Here is a 22,308-nt window from a genome sequence, read left to right on the forward strand (position 1 = left end):
TTTAACGATTGTTTAATATCAGTCAGAACGTAAATTTTAATTGTACAACTACTGCTTTTTTTTCTTCGGTATTTAAATTATTCAGGGAAATTCCGAGCAATCGTACTGAATCTTTCATTTTTTCCTGATACAATAACTCTTCTACCGTTTCGAGAATCAGACTTTTATCTGAAATAAAATAGGGCAAAGTTTTACTCCGGGTTTGCTGGGTAAAATCGCTGTATTTTATTTTAAGGGTAACTGTTTTACCTGAAATGTTATATTTTTTTAATCGTCTTTCTAATGAAATCGCAATTTTATCCAGTTGCTCAAGCATAAAAATCTCAGAGGTTAGATTGACATCAAACGTGTTTTCTGCCGCAACGGATTTGGTGATGCGGTGCGATTTTACTTCGCTATTATGAATACCACGAACTACATTGTAATAAAAAGCACCTGACTTTCCGAAATGTTTTTCCAGAAATTCTACCGATTTGCTTTTCAGGTCCGTTCCGGTAAAAATTCCCAATTGGTACATTTTCTCCGTAGTCACTTTTCCAACGCCATAAAACTTTCTGATGGGCAATTCTTCCAGAAAAGCTTCGACTTCATCAGGATTTACCGTTTTTTGTCCGTTAGGTTTATTGACATCGCTGGCAATTTTAGCTACAAATTTATTGATCGAAATTCCTGCGGAAGCCGAAATCCCTACTTCATTAAAAATTCTCAATCTGATTTCCTGAGCCAATAAACTCGCACTTGGATTTCCTTTTTTATTCTGGGTTACATCCAGATACGCTTCATCGAGCGAAAGCGGCTCAACCAAATCTGTATAATCATGAAAAATGGCGTGAATTTTACTTGAAATCTCCTTGTATCGATCGAATCTTGGGCGTACAAAAATAATTTCGGGACAATATTTCTTGGCCAAAACACCACTTATGGCACTTCGCACACCAAATTTACGGGCTTCGTAACTGGCTGCCGAAACTACTCCTCTATTCTCTGATCCACCAACGGCAACAGGTTTTCCGCGCAAAGCAGGATTATCCATCTGCTCTACCGAAGCATAAAAAGCATCCATATCAATATGGATAATTTTTCGATATGTTGGCATCTCTGACATTATGCAAATTTAAACAGGAAAGCGTGAAAATGAGATGCAAAAAATCATAAAAAAAGCTGCAATTAAAAAATTGCAGCTTCTAAACTTATCAAATGATGTTAACTATTTAAAGTCTACACGAATTTTTATCGGTTCGCTTAAATATGCGCCTGTTCTGATTTGAACCGTACCTTCAAAAAACGTACGGGGATAATCATTGCCATAGTAGAAATCCTCTTCACTAGTCTTTCCATGAAACGGGAAATTAATTTCTGTGCCTTCAGCATTCATATATTTAAAAGTAGGATCTTTATCGTAAGTGCTTAATTCTATTTCTCCAGTTCCGTAATTATTGGTAAAAACCAAATAAGAACTTACTTGATACGTTTTAAATATTGAACCCGGAAGTAAATCTAAATCTACTTTATATCTAAAATTACTTCCTTTCAGCGTCATTATTTCTTTTCCTTTAAAAGTATTTTTATTAATAGAAGCAACTATTGGCAGTTTTTCCTCTTGCACTAATATATCCTTTTCGAAATAAGCACTAGTAAAGTTACTGTATCTAACCGACAAATAATAGTTTCCTTCAGGAACTCCTACAGGAACAGTAAATTCAATTTTTTTTGTTTCAGTGTTTACAGAATAGTCTATATTATACTCCTTAAAGGTGGTTACATTTTCTAATTTAATTCCTGAAATACCAGTTGTCACAAGATCACTTTGAATAGTGTTTTTTATCTTTTGAAAATAAATATAGTCCCATGTAGGTTCTTGTTCATTTGAACTCCAGCCTCCTATTATATTATAAGGCGAAGCAGATGGATATTGGATTTTATTAAAAGTTTTGCTTCTTACTATAAAATGATCCGTATAGAGTTGGTCCGTAGTTTTATTTTTAATCACTAACGTATAAACACCTTCATTTTTAGGAGCTGCTTTAAATACAATTCTTTGTATTTCATTATCTGCGTAACCATTTCCCGTCTTTTTTGCACTACTAAGTACTACAGGCAAAACATTTCCCGTATCATCGGTAAGTTTAAGATCCCAGTTATTCAGGTTCTCATCAAAATTTATTGCCAGGAAAGTAATATCACCACTATTAACAGAAGGCAACACAACATCTTTCTCAAATTCTAAAAACTCGAATTGTTTAGATTTGGCATCATCATCACCCGAACAGGATAACATAAATAACGACATAATAAATAATAAAGTAATTTTCGATTTCATAAGCCTATTTTTTTAATATAATTTGCAGCAAATATAATTCATTAAATATCCTTTCTAAGAAATATTTAAATCTAAAAATTACTTTAAAAACAAAACTACTTTTTCATTTTTTAAAGATTCTCAACTTAATGCTCACAAACAAATCATTTTCTTTATTTTTGTCTTTCTACACGAAATAATAAAAAATGCGAACATTTGTTATAGGCGACATACACGGCGGACTACTCGCGCTTGAGCAAGTGATTAAAAAAGCCCAGGTAACTACAAAAGATACTCTTATATTTTTAGGCGATTATGTTGATGGATGGAGCCAGTCGGCTGAAGTTATCGATTATCTTATTGACCTGAAAAGCAAACAAAACTGCATTTGCATTAGAGGAAATCATGATCAGCTTGCCTTAGACTGGCTTGAAAACCGACATGAAGATTTTGATGAAGAAATGTGGTATAAACATGGCGGACGTGCTACTGTAGAAGGATACGCGAAACTTTCTGAAGAGAAAAAGAGAACTCATATCGCTTTTCTGGAATCGTTGCAGGATTATTATCTTGATGATGAAAACCGACTTTTTGTTCATGCCGGTTTTACGAACCTGAGTGGTGTGACATGGGAATATTTTTCAAAATTATTTTACTGGGACAGAACGCTTTGGGAATCTGCACTTGCTTTAGATCCAAATCTAAAACCAGATGATTTATATTATCCAAAACGTTTTACCATCTACAAAGAAATATACATTGGCCATACTCCCGTTACCCGAATTGGGAAAACTGTTCCGGTAAATAAAGCCTGCGTTTGGAATGTTGATACCGGCGCTGCGTTTAAAGGTCCGTTGACGATTTTGGACGTGGATACCAAGGAATTCTGGCAAAGCGATCCGTTAAATGAATTGTATTCTGACGAAAAAGGTAGGAATTAGTTCATAAAAAACTATTTTTGCATTTTAAAATAATTAATATTTAAGTTTATGAAAAAGGTTATTACACTTTTGTTTTTAGTATCATTTGGATTTACACAAGCTCAACAGGCTTTTAAAGGAAAAGGAGATGTTAAAGTTAACGTTGGTGCTAACATACAAGATGGTGGTTCAGGAATTCAGGGATCTGTTGATTTTGGTTTAGGAGAAAATTTCTCTTTTGGTTTTGTAGCTAACTATTTATTAGGCGTAGATAATTTTAATGGTTTTTATAATAGTAGTGCTTATAATGATTACAAACCTGATTTTGGCGATCGTTTTGATGCTAAAGCAAGAATTAGCGCTAATTTAAGCAGCGTTATTGGTGTTGATCAATTAGATGTTTATCCAGGTTTAAGTTTAGGATTACATAATTTTGGTGGTCACGTTGGTGGACGTTATTTCTTTACTGACGGTTTTGGTGTTTTCACAGAACTTGGTTTCCCAATTGCAAAATATGGCAGCAACAATGGTGTATTTGATCATTTAAACAATCAGTTTACTTTTAGTTTAGGAGCTTCTTTTAATTTATAAGAAACCACTTAACCGCAAAGCACGCGGAGTTTTACGCAAAGTTCGCAATGTATTTCTCGCAAAGTCGCAGAGACGCAAAGCTTTTTAAATAATAAAAACCGCCTGATTGGGCGGTTTTTTTGTTCTAATGAATTCAAGTGTCATCCTGAGCGAAGTCGAAGACTTGCCAATTGTAACGGGGCTTCGACTTCGCTCAGCCTGACAAAACAAAAAAACCACTCAAATGAGCGGTTTTTATTTTATATGAAATATCCATGAATTATTTGCTTAACAAAATACTCCAGTCAGCTCCGCTGTAAATTTTATGTTTTGCTGAGAAACTTCCCTGGTTAACGGCCAATGAAAAGTTTAAAAGGCTGTTAAAATAACAAACATCAGTACCTACTTGAACTTCTCCAAAAGTATGTACCAGTTTCAATTTTCCCTCGTATGCTTTTTTAGTTCCGTTAAAGATTTGGATTTTAACGAAATCACCCGCTTTTAAATCCAGATTAGCGAAAGTTTTCTTGTCGATATTCGTCCAAACATTTCCGTATTGGATATCCAAAATCGGAATTCCGCCTTTGATGATTCCTTTTTCGAAAACCGGTTTTTGGTAATCGATCTTTACTACTTCGTTTGGTAATTTTGGTCCAACTTCTTCAAAAGTAATAGTTTTAGATGCTAAACGAGCTCCTGTAAAGGCGTAAACATCACGACCGTGGAAAGTATACGATTCGTTTGAGTTTTGACGACGGTTTTTTACTTCATCAATTTCACGAATTTCCTGAATACCTAATTGTTCTGCAATTAAAGTTAAAGTTCCGTTATCCGGAGTTACAAAATAATGACCAGATTTAGTCAACAAAACTACAGAATGTCTAGCTGTACCTACTCCCGGATCACAAACAGATACAAATACAGTTCCTGCAGGATAATATTGAGCTGTTTGCGACAAACGATATGCTGCTTCCCAAATATTAAATGCCGGGATTTCATGAGTTACATCAAATATTTTAATATCGGTCGAAACTCCCATTGCAACCCCTTTCATAGCAGATACTGCTCCATCTTTCAAACCAAAATCTGATTGAAAAACTAATACATTATTTTGTGCGAAACCATTAAAAGTAATAGCACACAAAAAAAGTAATAAACGTAATTTCATTTTTTCTCTTTTTAAATTTTCAGCAAAGATATTTCATTAAACTTAAAAATTGCCCCTAACATCTTAGAAATAATATCATTTTATAAATCGATTTTGATTATTTACAATTACATTTGCATTTTATTCATTATCCTATGTAAATAGTAGACAAATAACTTTTCTATTGGATCTTTTTGAATAATTACTAAATCAAATACAAAACTAAATTATCAATGAGAAAAAAATTAAAAATTGTCATAACAGCAATTCTTACTTTATCCAGTACTTTATTTTTTGCGCAAAGTCACGAGATAAAGGGAACGGTTACGAATGAAAACGGGAATCCTTTAGAATTTGCTACAATCTTAATCAAAGGAACTCACATTAATGCTACGAGTGATGCTTTAGGAAAGTTTACCATTAATGCTTCTGCAAATAATCCAACGCTTATTGTTTCGTTATTTGGCTATCAAACCAAAGAAATTGTTGCAAAAGATCACGTCATCGAAGTACAACTGGCTTTAGAAAACAATAGTCTTGACGAAATTGTAGTCGTAGGAAGTAGAAATCCAAACAAAAGTAAATTGGAAACAGCAGTTCCGGTTGATGTTGTAAATCTCGCCAAAATCAGAAATACAACTCCACAAACTACTACAAACGATATCCTTACGTATTTAATTCCGTCATTCAATTCAAACCGTCAATCTTCTGCAGATGGTACAGAGCATATCGATCCGGCTTCTTTAAGAGGTTTAGGTCCTGATCAGGTTTTGGTTTTGATTAACGGAAAAAGAAGACATACGACATCATTAGTAAATTATCAAAATACAGTTGGAAACGGTTCTGTTGGTACAGATTTAAGTGCAATTCCTGCTTCGGCCATTAAAAGAATTGAGGTTTTACGCGATGGTGCAGCGGCTCAATACGGTTCTGATGCGATTGCGGGTGTTATCAATTTGGTTTTAAAGGATAATGCAGGTTTAGAAGTTAATGCCACTTATGGTTCGACCTCAAGAAATGATGGCCAAACTACAAATGTGAACTTAAACTACGGTACAAAAATTGGCAACAAAGGTGGTTTTATCAACCTTTCGGCTGAATTTAATGATCGCCAGAAAACAAATCGTTCACAAAATAATAACCTGATCATTTTCGATCAATCGGCTGAGGGTAATTTCTTTGCTTATGATTTTGCGAATGATCCAGCACAATCACGTCAGATTGATGATAATTTATTAGCTCAAAATGGTTTAACACGTGATGATTTTAATTTTCAGATTGGAGATGCAAAAATCCAGAATATTCAGGGATTCTTTAATGCATCGATTCCGTTAAATGATCAAATTGAGTTTTATGCAAACGGCGGTGTGAGTCACAGAGAAGGTACAGGTTATGGTTTCAGACGTTTGCCAAGTGAGACTGAAAATGTTGTAGCGTCGATTTTCCCTTTCGGATTTCAACCTGAATTGAATTCTGTAGTAACAGATCTTTCTTCTTCAGTTGGTTTTAAATTTAAATTTGGAGAATGGAAATTGGACGTAAGTAACACGATTGGTGAAAACAAATTTGTGTATGATGTATCGAATACAAACAACGTTTCGCTGGGAGATAACGGACAAACTGACTTTAAAGCCGGAAACCACTCTTTCTTGCAAAATACTGTAAATGCTGATATCTCGAGATTATACAAAGATATTTTTCATGGTTTGAATGTTGCTTTTGGAGGTGAATATCGTTTTGAAAAATACAAAATAGTTCCGGGTGAAGAGAACTCTTACATCAATGGCGGAGCACAATCGTTTCCTGGATTTTCTCCTTTGAATGAAGTAAACGAAAACAGAAACAGCGTTGGTGTTTATGCTGATGTTGAAGCTGATGTTACTGAAAAATTATTGATTGGAGTTGCAGGTCGTTACGAAGATTATACTGATTTTGGAAATACGATTAACGGAAAATTATCTGCGAGATACAAAATCTTAGACAATTTATTTGTTCGTGGAGCAATTAGTTCTGGTTTCAGAGCGCCATCATTGCACCAACAGTACTTCAATAATATTGCAACTGATGCTGTTGACGGGCAAATCCTGAATTCGGGTATTTTTAGGAATGACAGTCAGGTAGCGAAAGAATTGGGAATTCCGAAATTAAAAGAAGAAACTTCGAGAAACTACAGTTTTGGAATTGTTTATTCTCCAACAAAAAAACTACACATTACAGCTGATTATTACCACATTAGAATTGACAATAGAATCATTCTTACAGGAAATTTAGGAAATGACGCTGAAGGAAATCCTGTTCCGGCACTTCGCGATTTGTTTGCTCAATACGGCGCACAAACGGGGCGTTTCTTTACCAATGCTATTAATACTACTACAAACGGAGTTGATGTTGTGATTGATTATGATATGAATGTTGGTCCGGGAAAAATGAATCTTTCGTTATTGTACAATTACAACGACAATAAAGTTGATGATCAGTTGAATAACATTCCGCCTTTATTTGCGGGTCAGGAAGATGTATACTACGGGCCTCAGGAAAGAAGTCTTATCGAAACAAATACACCGAAACACAAAGGTACTTTTGCCATTAATTACAGTTTAACAAAATGGAATTTCTTATTGAGAAATACTTATTTTGGGCAAGTGATTCGTGATGGTTTCCCTTTTGGAGGCATCCAGAAACATAACGGAAAAGTAGTTACAGATATGACGGTTGCTTATAAACTGACTCCAAAAATTCAGATTGCTTTGGGAGCGAACAACTTATTTGATATTTTCCCGGACAGACAAATTTACGAGAACAGTTATTATGGGGTATTTAAATATGCTCCTGTTCAAATGGGAACTACCGGAGCTTATTACTTTGGCCGTATGAGTTTTACACTGTAAACTATTTAACCGAAAAGTTCGCAAGGTTTATATACTGCATGATTTAATCTTGCAAAGACGCTAAGTCGCAAAGTTTTTATAAAAATAAAACCGCTCAATTGAGCGGTTTTATTTTTATAGTTAAAGATTAAGCAAATTATCTTTGCGACTCTGCGCCTTTGCGAGAATAAAAACCTTGCGAGCTTTGCGTAAATCTTAGCGAACTTCGCGTTTAAAATCTAAATTGCCATTTCAGGAATTTCTCCTTCAATAATTAAATCCGCTTCAGTCGAAGCGATGATGTGCTCGACAGAAACACCTGGCGCGCGTTCTAAGAGCTTAAAACCTTTTTCTGTCACTTCGAGAACTGCTAACTCAGTTACGACCTTTTTAACGCATCCTACGCCGGTTAATGGCAAAGTACATTTTTTTAATATTTTAGATTCTCCTGCTTTATTCACGTGCATCATGGCCACGATGATATTTTCGGCGGAAGCCACCAAATCCATCGCGCCTCCCATTCCTTTTACCATTTTGCCCGGAATTTTCCAATTGGCAATATCTCCGTTTTCAGAAACTTCCATAGCGCCCAAAATCGTTAAATCTACTTTTTGGCTGCGAATCATTCCAAAACTAAAAGCGGAATCAAAGAAACTCGCTCCCGGAAGCGTGGTAATGGTTTGTTTTCCTGCGTTGATAATATCGGCATCTTCTTCTCCGGCAAAAGGAAAAGGTCCCATGCCCAGAACGCCATTTTCACTCTGAAACTCAACTGCAATGTCTTCACGCACATAATTCGCAACCAAAGTCGGAATTCCGATTCCTAAGTTCACAAAATACCTGTCTTTTACTTCTTTTGCAATTCGTTTTGCAATATCTTCTTTTGTTAACATATCTTCAATGTGTCAATTTGGAAATTAGATAATTAGACAATGCATTACTTTGCGCAATCAATATCAATTATCTAATTATCACATTTTCTAATTATCTAATTTGTTCTGTTTTCTTTACAAAATAATCCCAGGTTGCTTTTGTAATATCTGCAATTATTTTTTCTGTATCTTCTTGTTTCTCTGTGATGTTTTTTAAATAAACGGACAGAATAAAGTGTTTCCCGTTTGGAAGTTTTACAATTCCAATATCGTTCATTGCTACTCTCAAATTATCATCATTGGTTCCTGAAATTCCTGTTCTGTGTGCTAGTTCCGTATTTTCAGGAAGTCCGGCTTTCATCCAAGTTAGGCCTCTTGATGTTTCAACCATTATTTGATACAAATACTTTGTGGTGTTTTCTTTAAGAATTTCTCCTTTAAAAAACTTTTCAAGCAAGGCTGTTGTTGCCAACGGAGTGGTTGTATTTACATAAAGATTGTTCCAGGTTCTCATCTGGTTTTCGTTTACTTTAATTACGAAATCTTTAATTCCTTGTTGATTGATAAACTTCTGTATCGCTTTTGTTCCTCCAACCAAATCAATAAGTATATCGCAACCATTATTATCACTATGCGAAACGGTATATCTTAATAATTTATCTAAAGTTAGATTCACATTCCCATCCGGAAAATCTTCCCTCATTGGGCTCCAGGTATTTTCGTGTAAATCTTTCTTTTTAATAAAAACTTCCTGTGTTAATGAAAGTTTCCCTTCGTCCACTTGGTTTAAAACTGCCAAAGCAATATGAAATTTAAAAACACTCATCATTGGCGCTTTCAGGTTTCCGTTGATACTTAAAGTGTCTTTATCTTCAATACCTTTTATCGAAATTCCGATTGTTGCGTTTTTAGACGAAATGATCTTATTTAATTCTTGTCGCAGTTCATTTTTTGATTGCCCAAAAGCCGAAAACGACAGTAATGAAAAAAGGATTATATTAAAAAGCTTTGTCATAAATTTAATGTGCGTATTTAAATGAGTCAATTAGAAAATTTGATAATTAGATAATTTTTTACTTAAAGTAATTAATGATAATATTTTAATTTTCAGACCATTAAATAAATTAAAGCAACTTTATTGCAATAATATTTTTAATTATCTAATTGACAAATTATCTCCATTATCTAATTAAGCTTTCTGTCTCACAGTTCTTTGTTCAATACGCTTTTCAAATTTTTCTCCCTGAAAGATGCGCTGGACCATTATTCCCGGAATATGAATTTGATTAGGGTCTAAAGTACCAACTGGAACTAATTCTTCTACTTCGGCAATGGTAATTTTTGCGGCTCCCGCCATACACGCATTAAAGTTTCTGGCTGTTCCTTTAAAAATGAGATTTCCGGCTTCATCTCCTTTCCATGCTTTTACAATTGCGAAATCAGCCTTGAAAGCTTGTTCCATAATATGCATTTTTCCGTTGAACTCGCGCACTTCTTTTCCTTCGGCAACTTCGGTTCCGTAACCTGCAGGCGTAAAGAAAGCTGGAATTCCGGCTTGAGCGGCACGACAACGTTCTGCTAAGGTTCCTTGTGGCGTTAATTCCACTTCAAGTTCACCTGAAAGCATCTGACGTTCGAATTCAGCGTTTTCTCCCACATAAGACGAAATCATTTTTTTGATTTGTTTTTTCTGCAAAAGCAATCCCAAACCAAAATCATCTACTCCGGCATTGTTCGAGATACAAGTTAAATCTGAAATAGATGTATTTACTAAGGCTGCAATCGTATTTTCGGGAATTCCGCATAAGCCAAAACCACCAAACATAATGGTCATTCCGCTTTCGATTCCTTGTGTAGCATCCTGAACGTTATTTACTTTTTTTGTAATCATAACAAAAGGGTCTTTATTACTGTATATTTTTGATAAAAATAAGATTTTTAGATTAAATTATAACGATTTCGTAAAAAATAAATCCAGTTTTTAACCGCAAAGTTCACAAAGACAAAACCGCAAGGTGCGCAAAGTTATTTTATAAAATGCAAACTGAGCGAACCTTGCGTAAACCTTTGCGTTCTTTGAGGTTAAATCTATACTCGCAATTTCTATTTTTAAAATCATCAAAATTTAATCCCAAAAAAAATCCTTTTGCTTTCTTCTAAATTAATAGAAGATCACAAAAGGATTTTTATATTATAAAGAACTTTAACTACAGTTCGAATTCGTCTGTATTTTGTTCTGTTGCTGTTGTATCTTTTACTTTTGGAGCGCTATAGCAATCTACTTTTATCGAAAGATTTGCTGGTCGCTCAAACTCTGATTTCGAAACCTGAAGTCCAGGATCTGCATAACAAAGTTTCATGAAATAACCCCAAATTGGTAAAGCAGCTGTAGCACCTTGTCCGTAAGTTAAGCTTTTAAAACGTGCCGAACGATCTTCGCAACCAACCCAAACTCCTGTTACTAAGTTTGGCACCATTCCCATAAACCAACCATCAGACTGGTTTTGTGTTGTTCCGGTTTTACCCGCAATGGCGTTTTTGAACATGTACGGATATCCTGTCCATCGATTATCTCCACTTCCTCCGCCTTGCGTACGTAAACGTGCACCAGAACCGGTTTCAGTAACTCCCTGAAGTAATTTTATTACTGCAAAGGCAATATCTTTATTTAAAACGTCATGAGATTCCGGAATTGGCTCGTAAATAACCTCTCCGCTTTTATTCTCAATACGGCTTAAAAATTGTGGTTTTACATATACTCCCTGATTGGCAAATGTACCATAAGCAGCAACCATATCTTCAACTGTAATATCTACTGCTCCTAAAGCGATCGAAGGCTGTGCTGGAATCTCAGTTTTAACTCCTAATTTGTGTGTTAATTCAACAACAGCTTCAGGTCCTACACGATCTATCAATTTAGCCGAAATGGTATTAATAGAGTTCGCCAAACCTTGTTTTAAAGTTACCATTCCGCGGTATCTGTTGTCTGAGTTTCTTGGTTCCCAGTCGGCAGTCACGTTATGACGCCCTTTGTGAATCATAAACGGTCCGTCAAGAATAGAATCGCAAGGAGACATGTTCAATTGTTCAATAGCAGTTGCGTAAACGAATGGCTTAAATGTAGAACCTACTTGTCTTGCTCCCTGCCCTACGTGATCGTACTGAAAATATTTGTAATTGATTCCACCAACCCACGCTTTGATATTTCCGGTTTGAGGCTCCATCGCCATTAAACCAGATTGTAAAAAGTGTTTGAAATAACGAATAGAATCAAGCGGTGTCATTACGGTATCACGTTCTCCTTTCCAGGTAAACACACGCATTTTTGTTTTTACTTTGAATGAAGCAATAATATCGTCTTCGCTCTTATCCATATCTTTCATGATCGCCCAACGAGTAGAATTTTTCATCGCCTGCATCATAAGTTTATCAGTTTCAGCCTGAGTAATATTTACAAATGGTGCATTTTTATTGGTTTTTTGCTCGATAAAAAATTGTTGCTGAAGGTTTTTCATGTGTTCAGAAACTGCTTCTTCGGCATGTAACTGCATTCTTGAATCGATAGTAGTATAAATTTTCAGACCGTCTTTGTAGATATCATAATCCGATCCGTCTGGTTTTTTATTTTCTGCAACCCATTTTTTCATGTAATCACGAAGATATTCTCTGAAATAAGTAGCAGTTCCTTCACGGTGACTTTCTAATTTGAATTTTAAAGCGATCGGTAAAGCTTGTAATCTTAATTTTTCTGCAGTCGTAATCATTTTTGCTTTTTCCATTTGAGAAAGCACTACGTTACGACGATTTTTTACTCCTTCAGGATTACGAACCGGATTGTATAAACCAGAGTTTTTGAACATTCCAACTAAAATAGCCGACTCGTCCATCGTTAAGTCTTTAGGATCTTTTGAAAAGTAGGTTTGTGCTGCAGAACTTACTCCAACAGAATAATTTCCAAAATCATAAACGTTGCAATACATGGCCAAAATTTCGTTTTTGGTATATTGACGTTCCAGACGAATGGCAATAATCCACTCTTTTATTTTTTGTACAATCCTGAACGGAAGAAATTTAGATCCTTCTCCGTGAAATAACTGTTTGGCTAATTGTTGTGTTAATGTACTCGCTCCACCATTGGTACCTAAACTAAAAACAGCTCTTAAAGTTCCACGTCCGTCAATCCCTGAATGTTCGTAAAAACGGGCATCTTCAGTCGCTACCAAAGCTTCGACTAAACTTTTTGGTAAATCTGAATATTTAAGTTGTGATCTGTTGGTTTTAAAATATTTACCAATCACAACTCCATCAGATGAAATAATTTCTGTTGCCAGATTAGAATCCGGATTTTCTAAATCTTCAAATGAAGGCATTGATCCGAATAATCCCCATGAGGCAAATAAAAAGAAGGCTAAAATACCCAATAAGGTATAAGCAAAAACTCGCCAGAATTTCTTTTTATAGTAGTTAATATCCTTATTACTATTAGGTTGATTGTTTTTCTTGATGGCCATATAACTATTTTTCTAATCTTTTTGTTCTATTCTAAAACCTACGTCTGTAATACCTTCTAAAGCCTGAACTCCAGGGATTTTTCCTGATTCTCTAACAGCTTGTTTGATGTGTACTTTATATTTTCCTTTAAACTTTACATCTTCTTTATAATAAAGTTTACTTTCTTTTATATCAGTAAAACCGTTTCCTAACAAGGTTCCGTCCGGCTTTGCCATTTCATATTCTAAAGTATCTACTTTAGTGAAACCGCTTGGTGTTTCTATAGCGACAATCAAAAACAAATTTTTGAAAGGATAATTATTGTTGTCCCTTAAATTTATAAATAAATTGTACTTTTTGGTTGAATCTAAAACTGGCAGATCAAAGGTTACAATACTGTCTTTGTTCCAGGCACTTCCAACAGATTTGTACTCATCGAATACTCTTTTTTTATCACACGAAAAGAAAAGTATCCCTACCAAAAGAAGAATCGCACTATTTTTTATTCTCATTTTTAGTAATAATTATAGGTTTTCTAGGTTCAGCCGGTTTATTCTCATTCGTATTGTTCGAATTGTTCGGTTTATTCGGCTTGTTATTATTATTCGGTTTATTTCCTTTGTTTGGATTATTTCCTTTATTCTGATTTCCTCCAGCAGGTTTGTTTTGATTTGAAGCTGCCTGAGGTTTGTTTGGAGTCGCCACAATCGCTGCTTCGGCATTTGGTTTGCGTTTGCGATTTGGTTTTTTCTTTCTTTTTGGCTGATCAAAACGTGTTAAACTTTCCTGACCCATTGCATTATTAAAGTCTTTTTCAGGTTCTGAAACTACTTCGATCGCAAAATCTTCAAGAGATGAAACTTTATTTTTCTGTTTGTTCTCGGCAATAATTTCTTTTACCTGATCAATTTTTAAAACATGCCAGTTAGCAAAATTATTGGTGTATGCAAACCACATTAATCCTTTAAAAATATCTTGTTTCTGACAGATTGCATCTCCTTTTTCAGTCACTAATTTAGTGTCATAATCCGGAAAATCTTTTAATGCATCCATGTAAGTATCCAGCTCGTAGTTCAGGCAACACTTTAATTTTCCGCATTGTCCTGCCAATTTTTGAGGATTCAGCGAAAGCTGTTGGTAACGTGCTGCTGATGTATTTACACTTCTAAAATCTGTTAACCAGGTAGAGCAGCAAAGTTCTCTTCCGCAAGATCCAATTCCGCCCAAACGAGCCGCTTCCTGACGGAAACCAACTTGTTTCATTTCGACTCTGGTACTGAATTCTTTAGCAAAATCCTTGATTAAAAGTCTAAAATCGACTCTGTCATTTGCCGTGTAATAAAAAGTTGCTTTAGATCCGTCTCCCTGAAATTCGATATCAGAAATTTTCATCTCTAATTTATGCTGAATTGCCAATTCACGCGCACGAACCTTCATAGGTTCCTCACGATCACGTGCTACAGACCAGATATCAATATCTTTTTGAGAAGCTTTTCGGTAAATTTTAGGTACTTCGTTGCTTTCAGGATTTACACCTTTTTTCTTCATTTGAATTTTAACCAATTCTCCTGTCAAAGTAACAATTCCAATATCGTGTCCCGGTGATGCAACAGTTGCTACAATATCACCTATGCTTAATGTTAATTTTTCTGAATTTCTAAAGAATTCTTTACGTCCGTTTTTAAAACGAACCTCAACACAATCAAAAATAGCCTCTCCATTAGACGGACTCATGTTCGCGAGCCAGTCAAAAACCGTCAATTTATTGCAGCTATCGGTGCCGCAAGTCCCATTATTTTTACAACCCTTTGGTGCGCCACCATCTGAGGTTGAACAACTTGTACATGCCATAATTATATATGTAGTGTTGCATAAAAGCAACTTAAGTTCATAAACGTTTGATCGGTAAAGATAGTATTTTTTTTAGTTTGCTTTTTATGCATTAATACTAATGCTTCGTTAAATACAAAAGCGTGCAATCTTTAAGGCAAAATAAGATTTTTTTATAACAGTATTAGACTGAATTTCTCAAACACAAAAAATCTTTTTACTTACTATTCTCTTTAGACTTTCCTCTAATAGCACATTTTAGTTATTTTCTTTATAAAACTAAAAAATTACCTACAGAATACTATATTTACATTTAGTAAATACACGATTAGATGAAGTTTTTTTCTATACTTTTTTTCTTAATTTTTAATTTTTCTTTTGCACAAACAGAAAATGATTCTGTTCAGCATCTCGTTTTTAAAGTCCAATTTCCTCCTGCTTCATTAAGCGTCGAGGATATTGATTTTACTAAAGAAAAGCCTGAATGCGAATTTGAATTAAAAGGAAAAATTCCGCTAAAATATTCGTTTCGTTTACAAAACGATTCTATTGTATCGCTTTATCAATTAAAAAATAAAGAATTTACATTTCAGGAGAATATGAATTATCAGCCATTTTTTTGGCTTTTTGATAATGACCTTCTTTTTTCAAATTTTAAAATTGTTGACTTCGACAATGATGGCGATGAAGACCTCTTGTGTTGGGTGGCTTCCAATATAAATAGCAATGAATGGACAATCATTTTTATTAACGATCAAAAACAACAAAAGCTTGTAAGACTCTTCAATACTGTTGATGGTACTGATATTTGGAATAAACCTGAATTTGACAAAGAAACCAACACTATTAATACTGAACTTTATGGCAGCGGTTTTGGAGTTTCTGAAGAAAGTAGCTATTATTTAAAAGTTGATCTTACTGTTACACCGATAAAAAAGCACTTCCAGAATCGAACACAAAAATACACTCTTGATTATGAATATGTGGGAAAAAACAACAAATGGAAATTAAAGTCCAAAACCAAATCAAACTAATAAATAAACATACGCCAAATAATCCCACAAACATCTGAACATGAAATCAAAAATTTGCTTTATACTTTTTCTTTTTGCTGAAATATATACCGTACAAGCACAAAAAGCTTTCACAATTAATGATTTCATGAAAGGTTATACGTTATATTTTGCCCAACAAACAGTAAAATCAGAAATAAAAGAATATTACAGGCTTACAGAAAATGAAAATAAAAAAATAGTATTAGAATATGGTTCGAAAGAACTTTCCAAACTTCAAATAAGTAAAACAGCAAAAACAACAGCATTCAAAAGCCTTAAAGACATAAACATCCGTGTGCTGGGTGATGTGAATTTTGATGGCAGATCTGACGTCATTATTTTTGGAACAGCAATTAATGATGACGAAGGCTGTTATACACCGCAACCAAACGTATATATTTTTATTAATACACCAAATGGTTATATTCCTAGTGCAAGCATAAGCGATGTTTATTATAATGCTTTTTGTGTACGTGGTGGCTCATTTGATATTGATGCTAAAAACAAAAGACTTATTACCTGGAGCAGTGGCGGAGCTGCACTTCATGCCGGAGCGTACTACAGCGTTTCTGGCACCGAAGTAAAACTCCTTTCAGACTTTGAAGAAGATGGTTTTACACAAACGCCTTTTTATAAAATAACCGGAAATAAATGGGAAAACAACAAATATGTTCCCTTTACTTCTTTATCTGTTTATGAGCCTAATCTGGATACATTACTTGTTTTTGATACTAAAAATGGCAAAGGCCGAATATTATTATTTAAAGCAAATAACGTTTTGTATTATGCATTTCGACAAAACGACGAATATAAATTTGTGTCTTTTGCGCATCCTTCCACTCCTGAAAAAGCAAATAAGGCCATATTCAAATTCAGAAAACAAAATTCAGGCAATGAATTGGAGTTTAATAGCGGAAACATAAAATATACCTTGTACGAAACATCAACTTCTATTGGCATTAAAATAAATGTAAACGGAAAAATATCTGATTGGCAAGGTGTCGGTAAAAAAGGGACTTTATCTTCATTATCAAATGCTAAGTTTGTAAATCTTGTTAGAGAATAATGCTTTGATATAACAGAAAAAACACTACTACAAACAGAACAAAAAAAAACTTAATATACAAATTCACAGTAGTTAAAGATGAACTGATTCTAATTAGCATAACATTTATACTACAGCCCTTAGGGCATTTAAACCAACAAAAAATGGATAAGCAACAAAAAGAAAACGAAATTTGGGGACAATGGATAACTATTGACAATTACCGAAATTATCCTGCATTAGTAAATACGTTAGCTGACTTTGCCGGTGATAATATTTTGGGATTCGTTTACATTGACCATGTATTAGGAACAACATTAGAGGTTGTAAAGCTATTCAACAATATTAATGGCAAAATAAAATTTACTGACTCACCTCTTGAAAAAGAAATTAGAGTTATTATAAGATACGCTCAATTTTCACAAACTCTTTTTCAAGTTATTCATGACCGTTTCCTGGGAGATTTTGAATTCACCAAACCATCTTACATCGAAAGTTACAACAGAAATGATTTAATTGAATTTAGAAATAATGAAGCTTTTGATATTTATAGGGCAGAAGGATTTCCTGATGATGTACAAATAATATTGTTTGCAAATGCAGATGATGATGATAAATTTGAACCAGAGCTTGTCTGGGGTCGTGTTGAAAAATATAGTAATACAGACAAGCTAGGACTTTATAATTTATTAGTGCAGCCACATCAAAATCTTGGAGTAAACAAAAATGAAAGATTGTCCTTTAAACTAATGAACGTCGATGATAAAATAAGGATTGTCAGTATTGCTACTCTGGTCGAAACAAAAAAAGCAAGCAAACCATGGTGGAAAATATGGTAATTCACAAAAGTTTATAAATGCAATCATACTTTGGTGTAACAATACATAAATAAAAAAAGCTGCAAATTGCAGCTTTTTTTATTTATGTATTATTCTTAAGTCTCCTTAACCGTTATAATCTTCACTGGACAAGCTTTTGCTGCCAGCTCAAAATTTTCAACAATGGCATGATTATTAGATTTTAAAGTAAAAAATCCTTTTGCATCTTTCGAATGAATCAATACCGATTTCCCGTCTTTTTTAGACATTTGAAAATGTACAGGATCCATTTCGACGCAGTAATTACAACCAATGCATTTATCTCTTTGTAGTGTTACAATAACCATTATGCCTCAACGATTTTATATAATTTGTCCGACATTCTAATTCTAAACGGAAGTTTGAAAGTACAATCATCGCCTTTCGTAGCCTTTTGAGAAACCAAATCATTTACCAGCATTTCGTTGATAATCATTTCCTGTGCTCCTGTACTTGGTCCTGTAACTAAAATTCTGTCACCAATTTTAATATCGTAAGCTTCAATCTTAAATTGCCCTACTTCTGCTTTCGGGAAATAATGTGTTCCCTTTCCAACGTATACCTTCTTTTGTGTTGCCGCTGATCCCGGTATATCGCTCCATTCTCCTAATTCCTGACCTAAATAATATCCTGACCAAAAACCACGATTGTAAACCGTGTTTAAGGCTTCCATCCAAACAGCAACTTTTTCTTTCGAGAATGTTTTGTCATAATACCCATCAATTGCTTCACGATAGGTTTTAATAACCGTTGCTACATATTCCGGCGCACGACCACGACCTTCTATTTTTAGAACCTGAATTCCGGAATCAATTACCTGATCTAAGAAATCTAGCGTACATAAATCTTTAGGCGACATTAGATATTCATTATCAACTTCTATCTCAAAACCAGTTTCCTGATCGATAACCGTATATTTTTTTCGGCAATTTTGCTTGCAAGCACCACGATTTGCAGATGAATTATGCGAATGCAAGCTCAAATAACATTTTCCCGAAACTGCCATACACAAAGCACCGTGACCAAAAATCTCAATTTCGACTAAATTTCCGTTTGGACCTTTTATCTGCTCTTTTTCTATTTGATCTGTGATACTTTTTACCTGGCGTAAGCTTAACTCTCGGCTTAAAACCATAGTATCAGCAAACAAACTATAGAATTTTATGGTTTCGATATTGGTTACATTCAATTGTGTTGAAATATGAACTTCCATACCAAGTGTTCTTGCCATTGCAATTACGGCCTGATCAGATGCTATTACAGCTGTTATATTGGCTTCTTTGGCTTTGTTCAATAATGTTCTCACAACGGACAAGTCATGATCGTAAATAATCGTGTTTAAAGTCAAATAGCTTCGTACGTTTTTAGCTTCGCAACGAGTCGCAATTTCCTTTAAATCATCTATAGTGAAATTCACCGTTGAGCGCGCGCGCATGTTAAGTTGTTCTACGCCAAAATAGATCGAATCTGCGCCATTATCGAGCGCTGCCTGAAGTGACTCAAAGCTCCCGGCAGGAGCCATAAGTTCAATTTTGTTATTAAGTGTCATTTTTATTTGTATTGTTTCCTAATGATTGAAATCATTAGTGGTGTTATTGTTGTTGTTGTTGTGGATTTTCTTTGTGCTCCTGTGGTTGAAATCACAGGCTATGTTTTTCCTTTGCGTATGTTTCTTCAATATAACACGTGGTTTTAAACACGGGGAATGTATCGTTGAACATATCTTATATCTTGTATTCTCGTTGTCGATTTTCTTTGTGTTCCTGTGGTTGAAACCACAGGCTATGTCTTTTTCTTTGCGCATGTTTTATCAATATAGCCTGTGGTTTCAACCACAGGAAACGTATCGCTGAACATTTTTACGGCTTGCATTCTCGTTGTCGATTTTCTTTGCGTTCCTGCGGTTGAAACCGCAGGCTATGTTTATGCATTGTTCATGTTTTTCCAATAAACCTGTGGTTTTCAACCACAGGGAACGCAACGTTGAGTTTAGCAATCATTTATTTCCCAATCCATGTAATTTTACAAAATCATCAAATTCATCTTGACCATTCTTCTTAAGATGATGGTGCTTTTGATTTTTGATATAATTGAAAACAATATCAAGCTGAGATTCACTAACAGAAAAAGCGGCAAAGCCCCTTTGCCAGGCAAATTTTTCAAGGATAAATTCTCCTTCATTCATAAAATGAGAAGAACTTCCTTTTATTTGCTTTACAATATCTGAGATAGTTTTTTGTGGATTTTGTAAAAACAGAACATGTACATGATCCGGCATTCCATTAATGATTCTAACAGGGCATCCAAGGTCAGTTAAATCTTGACAGATGAAATCATAGAGTTTTTTCTCAATTGAATAATCAATTAATTCCTGACGGTTTTTGGTTGCCCAAATTACATGAATCCATAATTTGGTAAAAGATTGTGACATAAATAAATTAGCATAAAAATTTTATGCTAATTTACAATTTTATACAATTTATCTGACAAACGAATACGGAAAGGTACTTCAAAAGTAACTCTATCTCCAACTTTAGCAGTAGTGGCTTCTGCTTCGTTAACGATCATTTTTTTCAGAATTAATTCCTGATTTCCTGTAGTAGGTCCCGAAATTAAGATTTTATCACCGCTGTTTAATTCGTGGTTTTCAATTGTAAAAAGACCAACTTGTGCTTTTACATAATAATGTTCCGCTTTACCAAGAAGTACTTTTTTTACTTTTATTTTTTGACGAATATCTAAGGGCTTTTCGGCTGTAGCCAAAGAAGTATTAGGTAATTCACCAGAATGTTTGAATTTTAAACTATCTGATTTTCCTTTTCTAAAGACTTTGTTTCCAACTTGTTTTCCTGTTCTTAAACGAACCTGATCACCAAGAGGCATATGGATAATGTCCAGACATTCTGTAGAACAACAATTTTCCATTGCAGCTTTACATTCATCACACTGAATAAACAATAAATGACATCCGTCGTTTTCGCAATTAGTATGATTGTCGCAAGGTTTTCCGCATTGGTGACATTGAGAGATAATATCTTCGGTAATTCTTTCGCCAAGACGATTATCAAATACAAAGTTTTTACCAATGAATTTGCTTTCCAGACCTTCTGCCTCAATTTGTTTGGCGTAGTTAATAATTCCGCCTTCTAACTGATAAACATTTTTAAAGCCCTGGTGTTTAAAGTACGCACTCGCTTTTTCGCAACGAATTCCTCCGGTACAATACATTACCAGATTTTTATCTTCTTTATGGTTTTGAAGCTGATCGTTGATTATTGGCAAACTCTCTCTAAAAGTTTCAACATCGGGAGTAATTGCGCCTTTAAAATGTCCTACTTCACTTTCGTAGTGATTTCTAAAATCTACTACAATCGTGTTTGGATCGTCTAAAATTTCGTTGAATTCTTTGGCTTTCAAGTGAACGCCAATATTAGTTACATCAAAAGTCTCATCATTCAAACCGTCGGCAACGATTTTATCACGGACTTTAATAGTTAATTTTAAAAATGAATGATCATCATGTTCAACTGCTTCATTCAAACGAATGCCTTTCATAAAATCATATACTTCCAGAGTTGCTCTAAAAGTTTCCAAATTTTCTTCGGGAATACTCATTTGAGCATTTATTCCTTCAGTGGCAACGTAAATTCGGCCTAAAGCATCGAGCTTATTCCAGGCTACAAATAAATCATCGCGAAATTTTTTGGGATCTTGAATTTTGGCATACGCATAGAAAGACAACGTTAGTCGTTGTTTACCGGCATCATCGATCATGATGGCTCTTTCTTCTGCGCTTAAAGTGTTATACAGTTGCATGCTATAAACAGTTTTTAAGTTTAGAAATTATTTTTTTTGAGCGGCAAAGGTAGAGAAAAAGGTTCTAAGATGCAAAGACTCTAAGTTCTTAAGTCTTTCGTTAAACTCTAAGATAAGATTAAACATCTTATATCGCTTGATTTTTAGCCCAGATGGTAGCAGCATCCTTTTGTGCCGGGGTTCGGCACAAAAGATATAGCGGACAGCTGGATTAGCTTCAAATAAAAAAACTACCTAAATAGAAAGTCTTTATATAAACTATAACCTTTACTAACATTCAAAGGTTCCTCAAATTTTCTAATATTAAGTTTTATCGGTAGAAAAACAGCAATCATCCGAGTTTGCGTTCCAGAGGAACGTTTGAGATTAGATTATGAAAAAAAATGATGTGGTCAAACGTTCCTACGGAACGTAAAAAAACAATAACAATACAATTTTCTACCAATGAGATGTTCCTACGGAACAGGGAAATATATAAAAGCTTAAAGATTTCCGAATATGCTTAAACAACAAAAAGCACTATTTTCATAGTGCTTTTT

Annotated in this window: 19 protein-coding genes; 6 read left to right on the forward strand and 13 right to left on the reverse strand. The window is 34.5% G+C overall.

Annotated elements, in window-relative coordinates; genetic code table 11:
- Window positions 1–22: 22 nt before the first annotated feature.
- On the reverse strand, window positions 23–1,105 hold the full coding sequence (dinB, locus tag L0669_RS04645; RefSeq protein ID WP_263761689.1) for a DNA polymerase IV: 1,083 nt from the start codon (window positions 1,103–1,105) through the stop codon (window positions 23–25).
- 102 nt (window positions 1,106–1,207) lie between these two features.
- A complete protein-coding gene (locus tag L0669_RS04650; protein WP_263761691.1) occupies window positions 1,208–2,320 on the reverse strand; it encodes a hypothetical protein in 1,113 nt (370 codons plus the stop codon).
- Window positions 2,321–2,505: 185 nt separating this feature from the next.
- Between L0669_RS04650 and L0669_RS04655 the strand changes: the two genes are divergently transcribed.
- Together L0669_RS04655 and L0669_RS04660 are read left to right on the forward strand one after the other, a co-directional pair.
- On the forward strand, window positions 2,506–3,240 hold the full coding sequence (locus L0669_RS04655) for a metallophosphoesterase family protein (protein ID WP_263761693.1): 735 nt from the start codon (window positions 2,506–2,508) through the stop codon (window positions 3,238–3,240).
- A 48-nt stretch (window positions 3,241–3,288) separates the two neighbouring features.
- Complete coding sequence (locus L0669_RS04660) at window positions 3,289–3,810, forward strand: DUF6646 family protein (RefSeq protein ID WP_173969454.1); 522 nt, start codon at window positions 3,289–3,291, stop codon at window positions 3,808–3,810.
- Window positions 3,811–4,069: 259 nt separating this feature from the next.
- On the opposite strand, the gene L0669_RS04665 is transcribed toward L0669_RS04660, so the two are convergent.
- Window positions 4,070–4,957, reverse strand: a complete 888-nt coding sequence (locus L0669_RS04665; protein ID WP_263761695.1) for an SAM hydrolase/SAM-dependent halogenase family protein — start codon at window positions 4,955–4,957, stop codon at window positions 4,070–4,072.
- Between the two features lie 212 nt (window positions 4,958–5,169).
- On the opposite strand from L0669_RS04665, the gene L0669_RS04670 reads away from it, so the two are divergent.
- Window positions 5,170–7,824 (forward strand): TonB-dependent receptor, encoded by a 2,655-nt coding sequence (locus L0669_RS04670; RefSeq protein ID WP_263761697.1) that lies wholly within the window; start codon window positions 5,170–5,172, stop codon window positions 7,822–7,824.
- 218 nt (window positions 7,825–8,042) lie between these two features.
- Here the strand turns inward: L0669_RS04670 and L0669_RS04675 are convergent, their stop codons facing one another.
- The 6 genes from L0669_RS04675 to L0669_RS04700 all read right to left on the reverse strand — a co-directional run bounded on the left by L0669_RS04675 (window position 8,043) and on the right by L0669_RS04700 (window position 15,017).
- Complete coding sequence (locus tag L0669_RS04675; RefSeq protein ID WP_078006684.1) at window positions 8,043–8,696, reverse strand: CoA transferase subunit B; 654 nt, start codon at window positions 8,694–8,696, stop codon at window positions 8,043–8,045.
- Between the two features lie 91 nt (window positions 8,697–8,787).
- Window positions 8,788–9,690, reverse strand: coding sequence for a class A beta-lactamase, subclass A2 (gene bla, locus L0669_RS04680; RefSeq protein ID WP_263761699.1), 903 nt, complete (start codon window positions 9,688–9,690; stop codon window positions 8,788–8,790).
- Window positions 9,691–9,864: 174 nt separating this feature from the next.
- Window positions 9,865–10,566, reverse strand: a complete 702-nt coding sequence (locus tag L0669_RS04685) for a CoA transferase subunit A (RefSeq protein ID WP_263761701.1) — start codon at window positions 10,564–10,566, stop codon at window positions 9,865–9,867.
- Between the two features lie 316 nt (window positions 10,567–10,882).
- Window positions 10,883–13,186, reverse strand: coding sequence for a penicillin-binding protein 1A (locus tag L0669_RS04690; protein ID WP_263761703.1), 2,304 nt, complete (start codon window positions 13,184–13,186; stop codon window positions 10,883–10,885).
- A 12-nt stretch (window positions 13,187–13,198) separates the two neighbouring features.
- The gene (locus tag L0669_RS04695) at window positions 13,199–13,678 is read right to left on the reverse strand and encodes a gliding motility lipoprotein GldH (protein WP_173968844.1); all 480 of its coding nucleotides are present in this window, start codon (window positions 13,676–13,678) and stop codon (window positions 13,199–13,201) included.
- Complete coding sequence (locus L0669_RS04700) at window positions 13,662–15,017, reverse strand: PSP1 domain-containing protein (protein WP_263761705.1); 1,356 nt, start codon at window positions 15,015–15,017, stop codon at window positions 13,662–13,664. Before L0669_RS04700 ends, L0669_RS04695 begins: the two co-directional genes overlap by 17 nt.
- Before the next feature lie 311 nt (window positions 15,018–15,328).
- On the opposite strand from L0669_RS04700, the gene L0669_RS04705 reads away from it, so the two are divergent.
- The 3 genes from L0669_RS04705 to L0669_RS04715 all read left to right on the forward strand — a co-directional run bounded on the left by L0669_RS04705 (window position 15,329) and on the right by L0669_RS04715 (window position 17,935).
- Complete coding sequence (locus L0669_RS04705; protein WP_263761707.1) at window positions 15,329–16,030, forward strand: hypothetical protein; 702 nt, start codon at window positions 15,329–15,331, stop codon at window positions 16,028–16,030.
- A 40-nt stretch (window positions 16,031–16,070) separates the two neighbouring features.
- Complete coding sequence (locus L0669_RS04710) at window positions 16,071–17,117, forward strand: XAC2610-related protein (RefSeq protein ID WP_263761709.1); 1,047 nt, start codon at window positions 16,071–16,073, stop codon at window positions 17,115–17,117.
- Between the two features lie 143 nt (window positions 17,118–17,260).
- Window positions 17,261–17,935, forward strand: coding sequence for a hypothetical protein (locus L0669_RS04715; RefSeq protein WP_263761711.1), 675 nt, complete (start codon window positions 17,261–17,263; stop codon window positions 17,933–17,935).
- A gap of 95 nt (window positions 17,936–18,030) precedes the next feature.
- On the opposite strand, the gene L0669_RS04720 is transcribed toward L0669_RS04715, so the two are convergent.
- From L0669_RS04720 to trhO, 4 genes are all read right to left on the reverse strand, one after another.
- Window positions 18,031–18,261, reverse strand: a complete 231-nt coding sequence (locus L0669_RS04720; RefSeq protein WP_263761713.1) for a ferredoxin — start codon at window positions 18,259–18,261, stop codon at window positions 18,031–18,033.
- Window positions 18,261–19,502, reverse strand: coding sequence for a peptidase U32 family protein (locus tag L0669_RS04725; RefSeq protein ID WP_263761715.1), 1,242 nt, complete (start codon window positions 19,500–19,502; stop codon window positions 18,261–18,263). The genes L0669_RS04720 and L0669_RS04725 overlap by 1 nt, the downstream gene beginning before the upstream one ends.
- 447 nt (window positions 19,503–19,949) lie before the next feature.
- On the reverse strand, window positions 19,950–20,384 hold the full coding sequence (gene tnpA / locus L0669_RS04730; protein ID WP_263761717.1) for an IS200/IS605 family transposase: 435 nt from the start codon (window positions 20,382–20,384) through the stop codon (window positions 19,950–19,952).
- 26 nt (window positions 20,385–20,410) lie between these two features.
- The gene (gene trhO, locus L0669_RS04735; RefSeq protein ID WP_263761719.1) at window positions 20,411–21,769 is read right to left on the reverse strand and encodes an oxygen-dependent tRNA uridine(34) hydroxylase TrhO; all 1,359 of its coding nucleotides are present in this window, start codon (window positions 21,767–21,769) and stop codon (window positions 20,411–20,413) included.
- Window positions 21,770–22,308 lie beyond the last annotated feature (539 nt).

Source organism: Flavobacterium bizetiae (genome assembly GCF_024271895.1).
Classification (GTDB): Bacteria; Bacteroidota; Bacteroidia; order Flavobacteriales; family Flavobacteriaceae; genus Flavobacterium; species Flavobacterium bizetiae.